Source organism: Paenibacillus sp. 3LSP, from assembly GCF_032465655.1.
GTDB lineage: Bacteria > Bacillota > Bacilli > Paenibacillales > Paenibacillaceae > Fontibacillus > Fontibacillus barengoltzii.
In genome coordinates this window covers 1-17,558 of the sequence record NZ_JAWDJI010000156.1, presented here as the reverse complement: position 1 = coordinate 17,558, position 17,558 = coordinate 1, and the positions used below count along the sequence as shown (strand labels likewise).

Annotated in this window: 16 protein-coding genes; 4 read left to right on the top strand and 12 right to left on the bottom strand. The window is 52.5% G+C overall.

The window, feature by feature from the left end:
• From RW092_RS12920 to cidR, 5 genes are all read right to left on the bottom strand, one after another.
• The coding region (locus RW092_RS12920) for an ABC transporter ATP-binding protein (protein ID WP_316010395.1) at positions 1-1,795 on the bottom strand (1,795 nt) is incomplete at its 3' end.
• Positions 1,792-3,522 (bottom strand): ABC transporter ATP-binding protein, encoded by a 1,731-nt coding sequence (locus RW092_RS12915; protein ID WP_316010394.1) that lies wholly within the window; start codon positions 3,520-3,522, stop codon positions 1,792-1,794. The genes RW092_RS12920 and RW092_RS12915, both read right to left, overlap by 4 nt.
• A 29-nt stretch (positions 3,523-3,551) precedes the next feature.
• Positions 3,552-4,022, bottom strand: coding sequence for a MarR family winged helix-turn-helix transcriptional regulator (locus tag RW092_RS12910; RefSeq protein WP_316010393.1), 471 nt, complete (start codon positions 4,020-4,022; stop codon positions 3,552-3,554).
• 187 nt (positions 4,023-4,209) lie between these two features.
• On the bottom strand, positions 4,210-5,040 hold the full coding sequence (pdaA, locus tag RW092_RS12905) for a delta-lactam-biosynthetic de-N-acetylase (RefSeq protein ID WP_410055539.1): 831 nt from the start codon (positions 5,038-5,040) through the stop codon (positions 4,210-4,212).
• 75 nt (positions 5,041-5,115) lie between these two features.
• Positions 5,116-6,009: a cidABC operon transcriptional activator CidR gene (cidR, locus tag RW092_RS12900; RefSeq protein WP_036625991.1), complete on the bottom strand. Its 894-nt coding sequence runs from the start codon at positions 6,007-6,009 to the stop codon at positions 5,116-5,118.
• Between the two features lie 140 nt (positions 6,010-6,149).
• Between cidR and RW092_RS12895 the strand changes: the two genes are divergently transcribed.
• Positions 6,150-6,521, top strand: a complete 372-nt coding sequence (locus RW092_RS12895) for a CidA/LrgA family protein (RefSeq protein WP_028539199.1) — start codon at positions 6,150-6,152, stop codon at positions 6,519-6,521.
• Complete coding sequence (locus tag RW092_RS12890; RefSeq protein WP_016314250.1) at positions 6,518-7,201, top strand: CidB/LrgB family autolysis modulator; 684 nt, start codon at positions 6,518-6,520, stop codon at positions 7,199-7,201. The genes RW092_RS12895 and RW092_RS12890 overlap by 4 nt, the downstream gene beginning before the upstream one ends.
• A 200-nt stretch (positions 7,202-7,401) precedes the next feature.
• On the opposite strand, the gene RW092_RS12885 is transcribed toward RW092_RS12890, so the two are convergent.
• The 3 genes from RW092_RS12885 to RW092_RS12875 all read right to left on the bottom strand — a co-directional run bounded on the left by RW092_RS12885 (position 7,402) and on the right by RW092_RS12875 (position 11,052).
• On the bottom strand, positions 7,402-7,614 hold the full coding sequence (locus RW092_RS12885; protein WP_316010391.1) for a cyclic nucleotide-binding domain-containing protein: 213 nt from the start codon (positions 7,612-7,614) through the stop codon (positions 7,402-7,404).
• Between the two features lie 12 nt (positions 7,615-7,626).
• The gene (locus tag RW092_RS12880; RefSeq protein ID WP_316010390.1) at positions 7,627-9,936 is read right to left on the bottom strand and encodes a nitric-oxide reductase large subunit; all 2,310 of its coding nucleotides are present in this window, start codon (positions 9,934-9,936) and stop codon (positions 7,627-7,629) included.
• 138 nt (positions 9,937-10,074) lie between these two features.
• Entirely contained in the window at positions 10,075-11,052 is a 978-nt protein-coding gene (locus tag RW092_RS12875; protein ID WP_316010389.1) for a Gfo/Idh/MocA family protein, read from the bottom strand.
• 177 nt (positions 11,053-11,229) lie between these two features.
• On the opposite strand from RW092_RS12875, the gene RW092_RS12870 reads away from it, so the two are divergent.
• Complete coding sequence (locus RW092_RS12870) at positions 11,230-11,880, top strand: nitroreductase family protein (RefSeq protein ID WP_028539195.1); 651 nt, start codon at positions 11,230-11,232, stop codon at positions 11,878-11,880.
• A 272-nt stretch (positions 11,881-12,152) separates the two neighbouring features.
• The gene (gdhA, locus tag RW092_RS12865; RefSeq protein ID WP_316010388.1) at positions 12,153-13,529 is read left to right on the top strand and encodes an NADP-specific glutamate dehydrogenase; all 1,377 of its coding nucleotides are present in this window, start codon (positions 12,153-12,155) and stop codon (positions 13,527-13,529) included.
• A gap of 80 nt (positions 13,530-13,609) precedes the next feature.
• Here gdhA and RW092_RS12860 read toward each other — a convergent pair whose 3' ends face one another.
• The 4 genes from RW092_RS12860 to RW092_RS12845 form a co-directional block, all read right to left on the bottom strand.
• On the bottom strand, positions 13,610-14,788 hold the full coding sequence (locus tag RW092_RS12860; RefSeq protein WP_316010387.1) for an NAD(P)/FAD-dependent oxidoreductase: 1,179 nt from the start codon (positions 14,786-14,788) through the stop codon (positions 13,610-13,612).
• Positions 14,789-14,803: 15 nt separating this feature from the next.
• A complete protein-coding gene (locus RW092_RS12855; RefSeq protein WP_016314257.1) occupies positions 14,804-15,244 on the bottom strand; it encodes a DUF1641 domain-containing protein in 441 nt (146 codons plus the stop codon).
• A 219-nt stretch (positions 15,245-15,463) separates the two neighbouring features.
• Positions 15,464-16,363: a glutamate biosynthesis transcriptional regulator GltC gene (gene gltC / locus RW092_RS12850; protein ID WP_016314258.1), complete on the bottom strand. Its 900-nt coding sequence runs from the start codon at positions 16,361-16,363 to the stop codon at positions 15,464-15,466.
• 452 nt (positions 16,364-16,815) lie between these two features.
• Positions 16,816-17,558: amino acid ABC transporter ATP-binding/permease protein (locus RW092_RS12845; protein WP_316010386.1), on the bottom strand; the 743-nt coding region annotated here is incomplete at its 5' end.

The window sequence follows — 17,558 nt, the reverse complement described above, 5'->3', positions numbered from 1 at the left end:
ATCCGGAGCTTGCCGATATTCGGGATCCCTTGCTTCTGCTTGGTGATCTCCTGGAAAGGCGGTGGGCGATGACGAAGCTGGTTCTGCCTTTCATCAACTCTTTCATCGCTTTTTGGATTTGCACCTCAGTCCGGGTGTCGACGCTGCTTGTAGCTTCGTCGAGAATGAGGATCGCCGGATCTGCCAGGATGGCCCGGGCGATCGTCAAGAGCTGCTTCTGCCCTTGCGAAATGTTCGATGCTTCCTCATTCAGCACGGTGTTATAACCGCCCGGCAGCGTACGGATAAAGTGGTCGGCGTACGCCGTTTTGGCGGCCTTCACCACTTCTTCATCGGTGGCTCCTTCCCGACCATAAGCGATGTTGTCACGGATCGTGCCATTAAACAGCCACGTATCCTGCAGGACCATGCCGAACAGACTGCGCAGGTCACCGCGTCTCATCTCGGCGATGTTCACTCCGTCCACGGTGATCGAACCGCCATTCACTTCATAGAAGCGCATCAACAGGTTGATCAACGTTGTTTTGCCGGCGCCGGTTGGCCCAACGATGGCGATCGTTTGTCCCTGTTTCACGTCGATGTTCATATCTTCGATGAGCAAATGCTCCGGATCGTAGCCGAACTGAACGTGATTGAACGCCACGTCGCCGCGAGGCTTTTCCAGAACCACGGGGTTCGCCACTTCCGGCACCTGCTCTTCTTCATCCAGGATTTCAAACACCCGTTCCGCAGAAGCCACGGTCGACTGGATGATGTTAGCGATGTTCGCTGTTTGCGTAATCGGCATCGTGAACTGACGGGCGTACTGGATAAACGCCTGTACGTCCCCGATTTCTATCGATTTCTTGGTCACAAGGATCCCGCCAACCACCGACACTAGCACGTATCCGATGTTGCCGATAAAGCTCATGATCGGCATGATTACGCCGGAGATAAACTGCGCTTTCCAACCGGCTTCATACAGCCGTTCGTTAATGGTGTCGAATTGCTCCAGCGATCTCGGTTCGCGGCCAAACGCCTTAATTACCTTGTGGCCGGTATACATTTCTTCAACATGGCCGTTCAGTTGGCCAAGTTCTTTTTGCTGTCTGACAAACTGCTTCTGCGAACGTTTGGCGATTGAGGTGATGGCCACAATGCTCAGCGGCAGCGTCAGCACCGCAATCAAGGTCATCAGCGGGCTGATCGACAGCATCATCACGATCACCCCGATGATCGTCAGGACCGAGGTGATCAGCTGCGTCAAGCTTTGCTGCAACGTTCCGGCAATGTTGTCGACGTCATTGGTGACCCGGCTGAGAATTTCCCCGTGTGTTCGAGCGTCAAAGTATTTGAGCGGCAGCTTGTTCAGCTTGGCGTTTACATCCTTCCGCAGGTCATACACCGTCTTCTGAGCCACGCCGGCCATCAAATACTGTTGGACATACCCAAACAACGCACTCAGCACATACAATCCGATCAGGATCATGATGATCTGCCATACATAATGAAAGTCGATCTCCGCGCCGGGAACCCCTTGAACCTTCGCAACAATTCCTTCAAACAGCTTGGTTGTCGCTTTCCCCATCACCTTGGGGCTAAAAATGCTGAACAGCGTACTCAGAATGGCCATCACAAATACAGCCATTAATTGATATTTATGTGGTCTTAAGTATCGGATCAACCGTTTTAGGGTTCCTTTGAAATCCTTCGCTTTCTCCACCGGCATCCCCATGCGGGGGCCGCCATGACCCGGACCATGCCCCGGACGAGGACCGCCGAATCTGCGTTTATTCGATGATTGCTCCTGACTCATGCGATCTCCTCCTCCGAAAGCTGCGAATACACAATTTCTTTATAGACATCGCAAGTTTCCATCAATTCCTGGTGTGTGCCGATGCCAGCGATTTGACTCTCGTTCATAACGATGATTTGGTCCGCGTCAAGCACAGTGCTTACCCGCTGTGCCACGATGATCACCGTAGCCTCCTTCGTCTCTTCCTTTAAAGCTGCCCGCAGCTTCGCATCGGTCTTGAAGTCCAGAGCCGAGAAGCTGTCGTCAAAAATATAAATTTCCGCCGGACGAACCAAAGCCCGCGCAATCGACAGCCGTTGCTTTTGACCGCCCGACACGTTGGTGCCGCCCTGAGCGATCGGCGATTCAAAGCCTTGCTCCATCTTGGAAATAAAGTCGGTCGCCTGGGCAATATCCGCGGCGCGCCGCACTTCTTCGTCAGTCGCATCCTCTTTGCCATAACGGATGTTCTCGCTGATCGTTCCAGTGAACAACACCGCTTTTTGCGGGACAAACCCAATTTTGCTGCGCAGCTCCTCTTGGGTCATATCACGGACATCCACACCGTCTATCCGGACACTTCCCTCCTGCACATCATAAAACCGCGGAATCAAGCTGATCAACGTGGATTTCCCGGAGCCCGTCCCGCCGATGATCGCCGTAACCTGTCCCGGCTTGGCGGTAAACGTAAGATCCTGCACCGCCGGTTGCTCCGCACCCGGATAGCTGAAGGTCACATTCTGGAACTCGACCAGCCCTTTGACCTCAGTCGATGAAGATTTGCCCTTCGCCGAATCTTTGATCACCGGAACCATATCCAGCACTTCGTTGATCCGGCTGGCTGAAGCTGACGCCCGTGGAATCATCACGAACATCATCGAGACCATCACCAGCGAGAACATGATTTGCATGGCGTACTGGAGAAATGCCATCAGATCCCCAACTTGCATATGTCCAGAGTCGATCCGCAGCCCGCCAAACCAGATGATTGCTACGGAGGACAGGTTCATCACCAGCATCATGACCGGCATCATAAACGCCATAATTTTGTTGACCTTGATCGACGTATCGGTCAAGTCGAGGTTGGCCGCGTCGAACCGTTTGCTCTCGTAGTCCGTCCGATTAAACGAACGGATGACGCGAATCCCGGTCAGGCTTTCGCGCATAACGAGGTTCAGTTTATCGATTTTTTTCTGGATCGCTTTAAATAAAGGCAGTCCTTTCCGTGCGATGAGGAAGATCGCTCCGGCCAAGACCGGCAGAACCACTACCAGTACCAGCGACAGCGTGGCGTCCTTCGAGACGGCCATAATAATGCCGCCCAGACACATCATCGGCGCCATAACCATCATCCGCAGCATCATAATCAGCACTTGCTGGACTTGGGTAATATCGTTGGTCGTACGGGTAATCAGCGAGGCAGTGCCGATGCGATCAAACTCCTCTAGCGAAAAGTTTGATACATGCTTGAACACCTTGCCCCGGAGCAGCTTCCCGAACCCGGTTGACGCTCTGGCAGAATAGTAGCTGGCGGCGATGGAGCAGGCCATGCCTCCAAGTGCAACCAGCAGCATCAGACCGCCGATTTTCCAAATATACGGAGTATCTCCATTTACGACCCCATTATCTACGATGTCGGACATCAGCGTTGGCAAATACAGCTCGGATAACGTCTGGAAGAAGACGAATACGAGCACCGCTACCACAAGCCAGCGGTAGGGTTTCAAATTGCGGAAAAGTTTGATCAATTCCCATCATCTCCACATGTCTATTCATATCATTGCTCTTGACTCTTATTAGGGTTGGCCTTCATTTCGATATACATGTACACCTGCTCCAACAGTTCAATTAACTGCTGGCTTTTCTCCTCGCCCAAAAATTCGACCAACCCTTGGATTTGGGCCGATCTTTTCTTGGCAAGCTCCTTAATATGTGCGATTCCTTGCTCCGTCAGCTTAACGCGAACCGCCCGGCGGTCCTCCTTGTCGTTATACCTCAGCACCATCCCGCGCTCTTCCAAGCTGCGAACGAGTGGCGTGACTGTCGGAGAAGCCACCTCCAGCATCGCGCTCAGCTCTGAAATCGTTACGCCACGCTCATCCTTCTCCATGCCATGCAAAATATAAAACATCAATCGGACTTCGCTGGGTTTAAACTCCGATGGCGTAAGTTTGCTCAGATCCATTCTCCGAAAGCGGTGAAACGTCTTCAGCAGCCGCTGCGCCTGCGAGTTGTCACCGGTGAACAAATCAACCCCTCCTGTTCATTTGTTTTCATTATTTAATATTTAGGTATCCTATTTATTTGCAAAGCTAATTATAATAACCCGCCTAAGCGAAGTCAAGCGCCGTCAAATTTCGGACATAGAACCAAAAAAAAAGACCGCCCCAACCGGTCGAAATGCCCGATTGTTACGGTCGAAGTGGGAAACAGAGTTATGGACGCGACTGCCCTGGTTTCAACTCATACAGACTCTTGAACTCGTAGCCTTGCCGGCGAGCCTCATCGATGATCGCTCCCAGTGCCGCCGCATTGTCCTTGGAGACGGAGTGCAGGAGGATCACGGCGCCGGGATGCAGCTGCGATACCACCTTCTGATAAGCATAATCCGCTCCGCGTTGGTCGTTCACATCCCAGTCCTTATAAGCCACGGACCAGAACACATTCGTATACCCCAGCTCCTTCGTCACACGCAGCGTTCGATCGCTGAATATCCCGCGAGGCGGGCGCAAGAAGTCCATCTTGGCTTGCCCGGTGACCTTTGCCGTGGCGCTTTTGACCTTCTCCAGCTCCTCCCGAATCTGGGCATCGGAGATCGTCGTCATGTCCGGGTGGCTCCAGGAGTGGTTGCCGATCAAATGGCCCTCAGCAACCATGCGCTTTAGCAGCTCCGGCTGATCTTTGATGTAGTGGCCAGTGACAAAAAATATCGCCGGTACCTTCTTCGCCTTCAACGTATCCAGAATCGGGGCGGTATACCCGTTCTCGTATCCGTTGTCAAACGTCAGAAACAACACTTTGCTCGAAGGATCACCGAAGAAAATCGCGCCGTGCTTGTCGATAATATCTTTGAACCCTTCCTCATTAATAGAGGGGAGCTGACCGCCAACGCTCTTTTTAAATCCGAAATGATGAGCAACGTCCGCTTGGGCATCCGCCACAGGGACCCCTGTTCCGAACAACAAACTGACCAGCAATGAACAGATTAAAGCAAACTTCACAGCTGTCTCTCCTTCATGCTTTTCAAGGTATTCGAAATTCGACATTCGCCCTTACTATCTGTCAAATTCCCGGGAAATATGTACCTTTTCAAACAACCGTTCACTGCATGCACTCTCGATTTATTCCGAATGTGACGTCAGGACCTCCTGTGCAAACCGGATCCATTCCCGAGTAGCGAAAGACAAATACCGATCGTCACGCCAAATAATGCCAAGCTTCCACGGAATCACCGGGTTGACGAGCGGGATAATCCGCACGCCTTCGTCGTCGATTTCGCGGCAAATCGTTTCCGGCAGCAAGGTGATGCCGAGACCGACCGCCACCATTTCACTGATTAGATCCCATTGGGAGCTCTCGTAAATGATATGCGGATGGAACCCGACCTTCGCGCACGCCCCGATGATACGGTCATGCAGTGTAAAGTCCTCACGGAACAACACGAACCCATCCGGGGCTAGCTCAGCCAATTCGACGCATTCCCGTTCTGCCAGCCGGTGCGAGGGATGGACGACTAGATTCAGCTTCTCTTCCACGAACGGAAAATAGCTCAGCTCCGCCTCCACGGTCGGCAATACGGCCACGCCCACATCCAGTAATCCCTTGGCGACGTCTTGCTCTACTTTTTTGGCGCCGTCCTCAAATAATTGAATCGTAATGTCGGGATAACGTTGATGAAACTCCCCAATCACCCTCGGAAAAAAACTCGCCCCCACCATCGGCGGAAGCCCAATACGAAGATGTCCTTTCTTTAAATTACGCAAGTCGTCAAGCTCTGCCATCAGATTCTGAAAGGAGGTCACGATCTGCTGGGCTTGCGTTGCGATAATTTGTCCCGCGTCGGTCAGCTCGATCTTTTTGCCAACGCGGTCAAACAGCACTACCCCCAGCTCCTCCTCCATCGCCTTAATCGTTTTGCTGATGGTTGGCTGCGTGATGTACAGCGCTTCAGCCGCCTTCGTGAAGCTTCGCAGCCGTGCGACTTCGATTAAAACCTGCATTTGTCGGATATCCAACCGTCTGAACCCCTTTAGCTCAATTTTCTATAACGAAGTGGAATGATATTTATTCTTTATATTCATTTTACTCATGAAAATAATCGATGTAAAATTTCATTACTAACCAAAAAAAGAAGGGAGCTGCTGAAATGAACAAGATGAAAGAGATCGGCATCGGGATTGTTCAAGTCGCCATCCTGTTCTTCGCCGCGATGGCCTTGAATAAAGTCGCGGAGCTGCTCCATTTACCGATACCAGGTTCCATTATTGGCATTGCCTTGTTGTTTATCTTGTTAAAAACAGGCGTCGTCAAGCTGAAATGGATTGAGCGGGGCGCCAATTGGCTGCTGGCCGAGCTGCTGCTGTTCTTCGTTCCTGCTGCCGTCGGCGTCATGCAATACATTCCTCTGCTCGAAAGCGAAGGCGTACGGATCTTGATCGTAGTCATCTTGAGCACCGTCATCGTGATGGTTTGCTCCGGGCTTGTCGCCTCTCGCATCGAAAAACGAAAGGAGGGCCGAACCTCATGATCCTTGGCATACTATGTTTAGCTTCTACCCTCATGATCTATGCTTTATCTAAACGCCTGTACCGGGTACGGCCAAGAGTGTATTTGTCCCCATTGCTGATTACTCCGTTGATTCTGGTGATCGGCTTACTCTGGGCGCAAATCCCTTATGAAACTTATCATTCCGGCGGAAAATGGCTTAGCAGCCTGCTGCAACCGGCAACGATCGCGTTTGCTGTTCCGCTGTACAAATACTACAACGTCCTGAAAAAACACGCTGTAGAAATTCTCATTAGCGTGCTTTGCGGCTCGGTGGTCGCGATGTTCTCCTCCGCCGTTCTCGCGGAATGGCTACATCTGGACACCCAATTGATTAACAGCTTGATTCCACGTTCGATTACGACCCCCATCGCGATGAATGTATCGCAGGTGATCGGCGGCGTGCCGAATATTACCGCGGTCTTTGTAATTTTGACCGGGTTGCTGGGCGCCATGCTGGGACCGCTCGTCATGAAACTGTTCCGCATTGAAGGCGAGGTTGCCCGAGGTGTATTGTTTGGGACCAGTGCCCATGGCACCGGGACATCCAAGGCGTTTGAGCTCAGCACGTTGACCGGGACAATTTCCAGCATCTCCATGATCCTGGCTGCCCTGTTTACTTTAGGGGTCGCCCCGATGCTGATGGCTGTATTTCACTTCTAACCCTACGGCACGTTCGGCCAATCAGGGTACTTCGTTTAGGTTCCTCCAAATTTTATATATTGATGCTTGAAGCCTCGCTGAAGCGGGGCTCTTTTTTTGTCGGTTCAAACCAAACACCCCCCTTGCCTTCTTACGCGAGGCGAGGGGGGTGTCAGTGATGGATAAAGATTCGTACGCTGGGGTAACTCGTCTGCAAGAAATTAACCTTGCCTTACGCCCTGCAGGCTGCGGCAATGCGGGCAATTTTCGTTCGCCACAAAATAGATTGACTCCACCTCATCCCCTTCCCGGAACACCGCCATCCGCCTTGGCAACAGACGGGGAACGGTGAGCCGAGCAATTTGAGCTGCTTCATCAGCCGTCAGCCCTTGGAATAAGGGGAAGGAGCGCAGGAGATGACTGGATTGGCTCATCTTCCCCGCCCCCTACTCAAAGCTTTCTTCTTCGGCAACATTAGGCTTGCGCAGGTGGAACATCGAACGAACGATCACGTATACCAGCGGTACAATCCCCGCGACGATAAAGATCGTGTCTGGAATCATTCGCAGCCACAGCAGCAGGTTTACCGTATCTTGTTGATAGAACGAGAAGGCGCGCGCCGACCAGAACCCCAAGTCAAACGAATGCTTCAATTGGATAAAACCAACCGGCAGCAGGGTGATGACGATCATCCCGGTTAATCCGATGTTTAAACCCCAGCAAGAGATGCGCAGCAGCTTGTCGTTCCACTGCTCCGGCTTCACGATGTTGCGCATCGTGTACAGCAATACGGCGATGGCGAACATCCCGTACACGCCCATCATTGAACCGTGGGCATGCGCCGTCGTCAGCGTGGAGCCGTGCATGAAATAGTTCACCGCAGGCAGGTTGATCAAGTAACCGAGCACCCCGGCGCCAACCAAGTTCCATACCGCGGTTGACACCAGAAAACGGAAGGCGGAGGTGTAAGGGAACGTCTGACCGCCATCCTTCATCATTTTGTATTGATCGTACGCTTCCAGAATCAACAGCGTCAGCGGAATGACTTCCAGCGCCGAGAAGACCGCGCCCAGGGCAATCCAGATCTCGGCCGACCCGTTATAGTAATAGTGGTGGCCAATCCCGATCACCCCGCTGCCCAGCAGCAGGATCAACTGAAACAACAGAGAGCGAATCGTCGATTCCTTGGTAACCAACTTCATTCGTACCATCAGGAAGCCGATGACGACGACGGCAAACACCTCAAAGATCCCTTCGACCCACAAATGGATAATCCACCACCGCCAATAGTCGGCGTAAGTGAATGAAGTTGTTGGATTAAAGAAAAAGGCAAAGATATAGAAGAACGGCACCGCGATCGCCGAATAGAACAGCAAATGCGTTAACCCGCCCTTATCGGTTTCCATCCGCAGCGCGCTGCGGATTGCGCGGTACACGATGTACAGCCAGATCGCCATACCGATGACCAACAGGATTTGCCAGAAGCGGCCCAGCTCCAGGTACTCCCAGCCTTGATGGCCCAGCCAGAACCACAGGTTGCCGAGGTAACCTTTGGCTCCAAGCCATTCCCCGACTGTACTTCCCGCCGTAAGCACGACCAGCGCCCAGAACAAGATGTCTACCAGCAGTCCTTGGCGTTTCGGCTCCTTCCCGCCGACAAGCGGGGCCACATAAATCCCCATTCCCAGCCATGCCGTCGCTACCCATAGGATCACGAGCTGCAAATGATACGATTTCGCGATATTGAACGGGAACAGCTTGACGATCCAATCTAACCCAAAGAAGGTGTTGGGTTCAACGTAATAATGCGCCAACAAAGCGCCAAACCCTACCTGGATCAGAAAGAGCAGCACAACGACGAGAAAATATTTCGCCGTTTTCACCTGACTAGACGTCACCGGCATACGGTTCAGATCCAGCACCGGGAAATTGCCCGGCTCATAAGCCTCCTGCATATACAGCCGGTAGCGGTTGTAGAAATACAGGATTATTCCCAGCACTAAAATCAAAATCGTCATGCTGATGCCGCTCCAAAGTACGGCGGAATAACCCATCGTATTGCCCGCATCCTCGAAATACGGCCAGTTGTTCGTATACGTCATCGTGTCGCCCGGTCGCTGCGTACCGGACAGCCAGGCGGTCCAGAAGAAGAAGTCTGCAATTTGCTTGCGCATATCCCCTGGCGCCACATAAGCGCGGCCTTCTTCCGGCATCGTATCGTTCTCGAATAAATTTGGCTGGATACCGCGCCCGTCGCCCTCCGTAAAGACGTGATCATAATAAGCGCGAACCCGCTTCAGACCTTCTGCCTGACCGTCTGTCAGCACCAAGGTCTTTGCATTTTTGTCGTAGCGGTTCTGCTTCATTTCCGCCTTGACCTTCTCAAAAATCAACGTTTGCTGCTCCGGGGCCAGATCGGCATAATCCATTCCGTACTCGGCTTGCGCATGATGGTCATGCATGGCATCCGTAATGATTTTTAGCGCCTGTGCGGTGTAATCCGGCCCCAGATAAGAGCCATGACCCAGCACGGTGGCATAATCCATCAGACCATACTTCTGAAATACCGCCTGACCTCCGGTAATCTGCTCCTGAGTCGTCAGAACTTCACCCGCACTATTGACAACTTTCAGCGGCGTAGGTGCCTGCGATTTAAAAATCCAATATCCTCCGGCAATAAGCACCGTGAAGCTTAGCAAAAGGACACAGATCAAAATTCCCTTCAAAAATGAGTTCTGGGCTTGATTTCCCTTCATTCCTCGTCTCTCCTTTCCTCTAGACAGAATCAGGATAAGATGACGGAACGAAGAGAATTGTGATTCGGATTACAAATCTGGATTTCTTTATCTTTCCACAACGAAAAAGATCACATTTATTTCAAATTTTCCTTAAGTTTACTCTCCAATGCGAACCGGATTCCCCGTCCGGGCCGACTCCAGGGCGGCGCAGGTAATCTGTTGCGTTTTTACAGCATCCGCATAATCGGATAAAATCCGCGACGTATCGCCGGTACGCAGAGCATGAATAAATGCCTCCGTTTCAGCCAAATAAGGGTTGTCTTTCCCCGTGTAGGCCGTCTTCGTCCCCGGAAGATCGATCTCCAGCCGCTCGGGACTCCAAGTCAAAATACCTGAATCCGTATACAATTTCAGACCTACTTCGGACACGCCGCCGGGCAAAATACAGGTATTGGAGATGGTGGCAACGGCCCCGCTTTGCAGCTTCATCGTGACGGTGCCCACATCCGGGACGGTGACGTTCTCGAAGCGTTCCTGCACCACGCGATTCCCGTAGGCAGCATACACCTCGCGGACTTCGCCTGCGGTGTAGCGAAGCAGGTCTACAATATGGGTCGTCTGCTCCACGAACTGTCCGCCAGACCCCTCTTGGTTACGCCACCAAGCCACTTGCGGCATATCGCCCATCCAGGTGCCTAGAGCCATCCCAATCTTCCGTCCTTCGAGCGATTCCTTCAACTGACGGATCGATTCTTTATAACGAAAATGATAGCCTACCGCATGAACCAACGGCTTTTGCTCCAACCGCGAGAGGATGCGTTGCGGCGTCTCCAAGTCTGCTGCCAGCGGCTTCTCCACGAAAAAAGGGATACCGCGCTCAATCAACTCGGTTTCGATCTCCCCGTGCGCCATTGGCGGGATACAGAGATAAACAGCATCCAGCTTCAGTGAATCCAGCATATCCGTGAGGTTCCCGAAGCCAATCGCTCCTGGGTAGCGGTCTGCCAAGGCCTGTGCTTTAGCGGCTGTCGTTCCGGTAACCCCTGTCACGCGAACGCCGTCCAAACTTGCCAAAATATCCCCATGCACCTTGCTAAACCAACCTGTTCCAACGATTCCGATCTGTAATGTCATGTGTACCCCTCCCTGTATGATCAAACTGTCATCGACCAACTACCTCTTTAAGATACTGTTTATCCTTAAGAACCACAAGTTTTGGTGCTCTGCCACCTTTCTCATTAACTGTACTTGAAATTATTACAGTTACATTTTATACTAGTCACAGGAAAAAAATGAAAGGGTGGAGAGAACATGAGCACGTTAAATCAAGTGGACGTCAAAGATTTTTATACCGTACTTAAAGAGAGACATTCTGTTCGAGCCTATGACCCGTCTGTGAAAATTCCCCGCGAGGAATTGAAAGAGATCATCGAGCTTTCATTGTCCGCTCCGTCCTCATCTAATCTGCAACCGTGGCGTTTCCTGGTCATCGACGAGCCTGAGCTGAAGCAGAAGCTGCTCCCGATCGCCAACAATCAGCAGCAGGTTGTGGATTCGTCCGCTGTGATTGCAGTACTGGGAGACCTTCGTTCGTATGAACGGGCCGAAGAGATCTACTCCGAGTCGGTGCGTCTTGGGACAATGACGGAAGAGGTCAAAAATAATTTTGTCGAGCGTCTGCATAAAGGCTATGGCGGCATGGGACCGGAACGTTTGCATCAAGTCAACCTGTTCGACGCTGGATTGGTATCGATGCAACTGATGCTGATCGCCAAAGCCAAAGGCTACGACACCGTACCGATGGCCGGATACAATGCCGAGCAATTTGCCGAAGCATTTGAAGTGCCTGAAACGCTGAAACCAATCCTGCTGATCGCAATCGGGAAAGCTGCAAAACCAGCCCACGCAACGGCGCGTCTGTCGGTAGATCAAGTCACTTCCTGGAACGCTTTCCAGAAATAATTTTCTTTAAATTTTGAGAGACCGGAACCGCACGGAAGGAACCTGTGGAGCCGGTCTTTTTGTGTCTGAAACCGCGGCTTCCGGACATAATACTCCTATTCCGCCTTGCCACAAAGCCGTTCTTCCGCTCCAGTTCATCTCATTCGATCATCAAGTTGATCTCAAATTAGCTTTGTTCATAGCTGACATCAATATTACAATAGAGGTCATAATTATCGTGAAATGGTGAACGTACTCATCCGATTACGCACATCAGAAAGGTGGAGTGGATCATGGCTTTAACACAGCAACGCGAATCAGGCCTGGAGGCAGCTCGCAAATATGTAGATCAGGTATATGAGACCGTACAACAACGGAATCCGGGGGAATCGGAATTCCATCAAGCCGTCAAGGAAATCCTTGACTCGCTGGTTCCTGTCTTCGCCAAACATTCAAAATATCAAGAGCATGGGATTCTTGAACGCATCGTCGAGCCGGAACGAATGATCACCTTCCGCGTTCCTTGGGTCGATGACCAAGGCAAAGTCCAAGTGAACCGAGGCTTCCGGGTTCAATTCAACAGCGCGATTGGTCCTTATAAAGGCGGACTTCGTTTTCATCCATCTGTAAATGCCAGCATCATCAAATTTCTAGGGTTTGAACAAATTTTCAAGAACTCATTGACCGGTCAACCGATCGGCGGCGGCAAAGGCGGATCGGACTTCGACCCGAAAGGCAAATCCGATCTTGAAGTGATGCGCTTTACGCAAAGCTTCATGACCGAGTTGTCCAAATACATCGGTCCAGATACCGACGTGCCTGCAGGCGATATCGGCGTAGGTGCTCGCGAGATCGGCTACATGTTCGGCCAATACAAACGGCTGTATGGCAATGAAACCGGCGTTCTGACCGGGAAGGGCCTGAACTATGGCGGCAGCTTGACGCGGACCGAAGCTACCGGCTACGGGCTGGTTTACTTCACCAACGAAATGCTGGCAAGCCGGGGGGACAGCTTCGTCGGAAAAACCGTTGTTGTCTCCGGTTCCGGGAACGTATCGATCTACGCAATTGAGAAAGCGCAGCAGCTTGGCGCGAAAGTTGTAGCTTGCAGTGATTCGAACGGATATGTGTACGACAAGAACGGCATTAATCTGGCAACCGTGAAGCGTTTGAAAGAAGTCGAGCGCAAACGGATCAAGGAATATGTGAACGAGCATCCAACTGCGGAATATGTAGAAGGTTGCCAAAATATCTGGAGCATCCCTTGCGACATCGCTTTGCCTTGTGCAACACAGAACGAAATCAATGAAGCCTCCGCGAAACTATTGGTGGCCAACGGCGTCAAATATGTCGCTGAAGGGGCCAACATGCCGTCTACGCTGGAAGCCATCGAAGTTTATTTGAACAATGGCGTATACTTCGGACCAGCGAAAGCTGCCAATGCCGGCGGGGTTGCTGTTTCCGCTCTGGAAATGGCGCAAAACAGCGCAAGACTCGCCTGGTCGTTTGAGGAAGTGGATGCTAAGCTGAAGGACATTATGCGCAACATCTATCGCAGCAGCGTAAACGCAGCTAGAGAATACGGGTATGACGACAACCTGGTTGTCGGCTCCAACATTGCCGGCTTCCTGAAGGTTGCTGACGCCATGATCGCTCACGGAGTAGTATAAACCAAGCAGTGTGGAATAACGAAAAAAAAGAGTCGCCCCGAGGATATAACCTCCTGGGCGACTCTTTATATTTAAGGCGTTTAGTAAGCTAAAGCATCCAGCGCTTTGATGTGGGACAAATACCGGATGTTACTTGCTTCCTTCATCAACGTAGCTGGCAAGCCGCGCAACTGGGTATTGCTTGCCCCGATTGTCGCTACAGCGTCTTTGCGGCCAAGCGAGGCCAGCGTACCGGAGTTAATCGGGCTGAATGCGTTCATCGTCTTGCCGTTAAGGTAAGCGAACAGGTTGTAACCGATCAGCTCACCCATTTGCCAAGCGATTTGCGCCGTTGGCGGATAAGGACGACCGTCCGGACCCATAAATACGGCACTGTCACCTGCAACGAATACGTCTGGATGAGAGACGGACTGCAGGAATTCATTCACCGAAGCACGGCCGCGGTTGACTTCCAGTCCCGATTCGCCAACCAGCGGATTGCCTTGCACGCCGCCGGTCCAAACAAAGGTGTTGGCGACGATCTTTTGACCATCCTTGAGATCGATGGTGTTGCCCTCCACATTGGTTACCGGCAAGCCAGTTAGGAACTTCACGCCGCGTTTCTCGAGGCTGGCAGTCGCGCGTTCGATCAGCGCATCCGGCAACACTGGCAAGATCTTTGGTCCAGCTTCTACGAGCAGGAGCTTGATCTCGCTTTGCGGTACGCCGTATTTCTTCGTCAACTCTGGCAGCTTATCGGCGATTTCCCCAACCAGCTCGACGCCGGTCAATCCGCCGCCGCCGATCACGATCGTAGCATCGGCTTCATTGCCGCTTGCCGCATATTCGCGAATCCGCGATTCGATATGCGCATAGATCCGTTTGGCATCGTCCGCCGATTTCAGCACCATGCTGTGCTTCTCCAAGCCTGGGATGCCAAAGTACGCCGTAATACTGCCCAGACCAACAACCAGTGCGTCATAGGACAACACGGTGCCGTCGGAGAGCTTCACTTCTTTTTTATCCACCGAAAAACTCTCTACTTTCGCGATCCGCAAATCGATATCTTTGCCTTTAAACAGCTTGTCAAGCGGCAAGGAAACCGCGCGTTCGGAAATGCTGCCCGCAGCAAGGCGATGCAGCTCTGTAATGATTTGATGCGTCGGATATTGGTTGACCACCGTGATCCGCGCCTGCGATTTATCCATAAACTTACGGGCCGACAATGCGCTGAGTACGCCGCCATAGCCGGCGCCCAAAATTAAAATATGTTTTGACATAATCGTATTCCTCCGTTAGTTTTGTTGGCGGTCCCGTTCACCGGACACTTGAAGGTAGGCGTTAACGAATCGGAGCAGCTTTTGCGTTTGCGGGTCCTTCAACATCTTCATCAACCCAAACACGCCAATCACTTCTTGGCTTTCCTCTGCGCGATCCTTCGCTTCGATCACGTTAGCAGCCAAATGCTTCACCTTGCCTACCACTGGGCCGGCAATTTCCGAAATGGCGCCAACCGTATCATTCTTCAGGATTTCATCCGTTGCCACCGCTTTGGCAAAATCATACGTTTTCGTCAAAACCCCAACGAGCTCATTTAATTTTGGAAGCTGCTCTACCAGAGCGGTCAGCGATTGCTGCACCTCCGGCTTTAAGAGCTGCTCCAGGAGCTCCTGCTGCCCGCTTGCGGTACCAGCTACGGATTGCTCCGTTTTTGTTTCAGTAACTGTCTCTGACATATTCGATTCTCCTTTGCGATAATCTGAGGATTCGCTTGCCGAACTGCTGTTCAAGCATAGTGTTCCTCCTTTGGATGCCTCTAACCCATTTTGAGTTAGTGAAAATTTGCACATCTTAAACCTGAACAATCCGAGTAAATTGTAACACATTTTCAAGAAAAAAGGACCGTGTAAGTGACAAAATTCACGGCCCTTATCGATATCATTTTTCGATGAATCCTAAATTCCGCATGACGACGGCAAATTTTCCTTCAAAAAATCATAAAACAGTTTTTCCGTTGGCGCGAGTTCGCGATTCGCTGGAATGATCACCCCAACGTCCCGGGTGACCTGCGGCTCCCTCATCGGCAGCGATACGATCGTGGAAGGAATATGCTCACCAAGCGCAATCTCGGGAAGCAGTGTCAGCCCCAATCCGGCGGACACCAACCCCTTAATCGCATCAAGATCATCTCCTTCAAATGATACCTTCGGCTGGAATCCAATTTGATCGCAGGCGTCAACCACGATTTCCCGCAGGACAAAGCCTTTTGGGAATAATACGAACACATCCTCCCGCAGTTCGTCCAGCCCGACGGATTCGCGGTCAGCCAAACGATGTCCGGCAGGCAACAGCACCTTGAACCTTTCACGGAACAACACCTCGCCGGTGACTTGGGGTTCCCCTTGGGGCACCGGACCAATCATGGCCAGATTCATCACGCCGCCGCCGACCCAGTCCAGCAACTCCCGGTACGATCCATGCTGCAGTTGAAAATGCACCTCCGGATACCGGCGCCGAAACGCCGACACCACCGTGGGCACCAGGTTGGCCGCCAGACTGCTCGGGAACCCGATGCGGACGGTCCCGCGCTCCGGATCCAGATACTCGTTGATTTCTTGGCGCGCCTGTTCAAGTACCTTCATCATTTGCTCCATATGCTGCAGGAACTGCCGACCGATCGGCGTCAGCTTCACCTTCCGGCCTTCATGGACAAACAGATCGACGCCCAGCTCCGCCTCCAGCTTAAAGATTTGCCGACTGACCGCCGACTGCGACACATGCAGCGCATACGACGCTTCCGTCACATGCTCGAGCTTAGCCGCCTCAATAAAGTATTGGATTTGTCTGAGCTCCATCCCCTCACCCCGTTCGCTGCATTTTTCACGCTATATCCGATTGGGATTGACCAAACCCTTATAGCTTACACCTCATGTAAATATATTAAGAACCATTATATCGGCTCCTATATGAAAACGGAAGCAGAAAAGGCAATTTATTAAATCATGAGTTAGCTTAAGCACCACCAACGCTCTGCCAAGTGTAAAAATGCAGTTCATCCCACCCGTTTTGCGCCAAAAATGGACAATGGAATGTAAAAGTACAGTTCATTTTGGCGAAATCGTGATTCCAAGGTAAATTTGGCGGAAATCAACTGCACTTTTGCAGCTAAGAGGCACAATAAGACTATGTCCCCGGAATTCAACTGTACTTTTGCAGTTCGCTCACCTTGCTGTACCTTTCTTCTACCTATAAAAATACGGCGATGCCGGTTTCCCCATGCATCGCCGCCTGATTTTTAGTATGCGTCTTATTCCTCCGGACAATCCAGCCGGTATAAATTACGGTACCGCGGTTCGCGGGCCAGCAGCTCCGCGTGGGTGCCGCGCATCACGATCCGTCCGTGCTCCATGAACACGATCTCATCCATCTTCTCGGCACCCACGAGGTGGTGCGTCACCCAGATGAGCGACTTGCCCTGCGTCGTGCGGAAGATCGTCGCCAGCAGCTCGCGTTCCGTGCGCGGATCGAGGCCGACGGTTGGCTCATCGAGGATGAGCACCGGCGTGTCCTGCAGGAGGATCCGCGCCAGAGCGACGCGCTGCCGTTCGCCGCCGGAGAACCGCTGGCCGGTCTCCCGCATCGGCGTGTTCAGCCCCTGTGGCAGCGCCGCGATCAACGAGCCGAGCTGCGCCGCCTGCGCGGCCCGCGCAATCTCCTCGTCCGTAGCCGTAGGCCGGCCGAGCCGGATGTTGTTCGCCACCGTGGTGTCGAACAAGTGGGGGCTTTGATTCAGCACGGAGATGACTTCCGGCATCCGCTCGCCGTAGGCGGCGGCTGGGATGCCGTTAATTTCGACCGTGCCTGCTCTTGGGGCAAGCGCCCCCTGGATCAGCTTCAGCAGCGTCGACTTGCCGGCGCCGCTGCGGCCGATCACCATCACCCGCTTGCCCTGCGGGATGTCCAGCGAGACGCCGTCCACGGAGTCGGCGTCCTCCGCGGCGTAGGCGAAGCGCACGCCGCGCAGCCGCACCTCGGCGGCGCTGGTCCCCC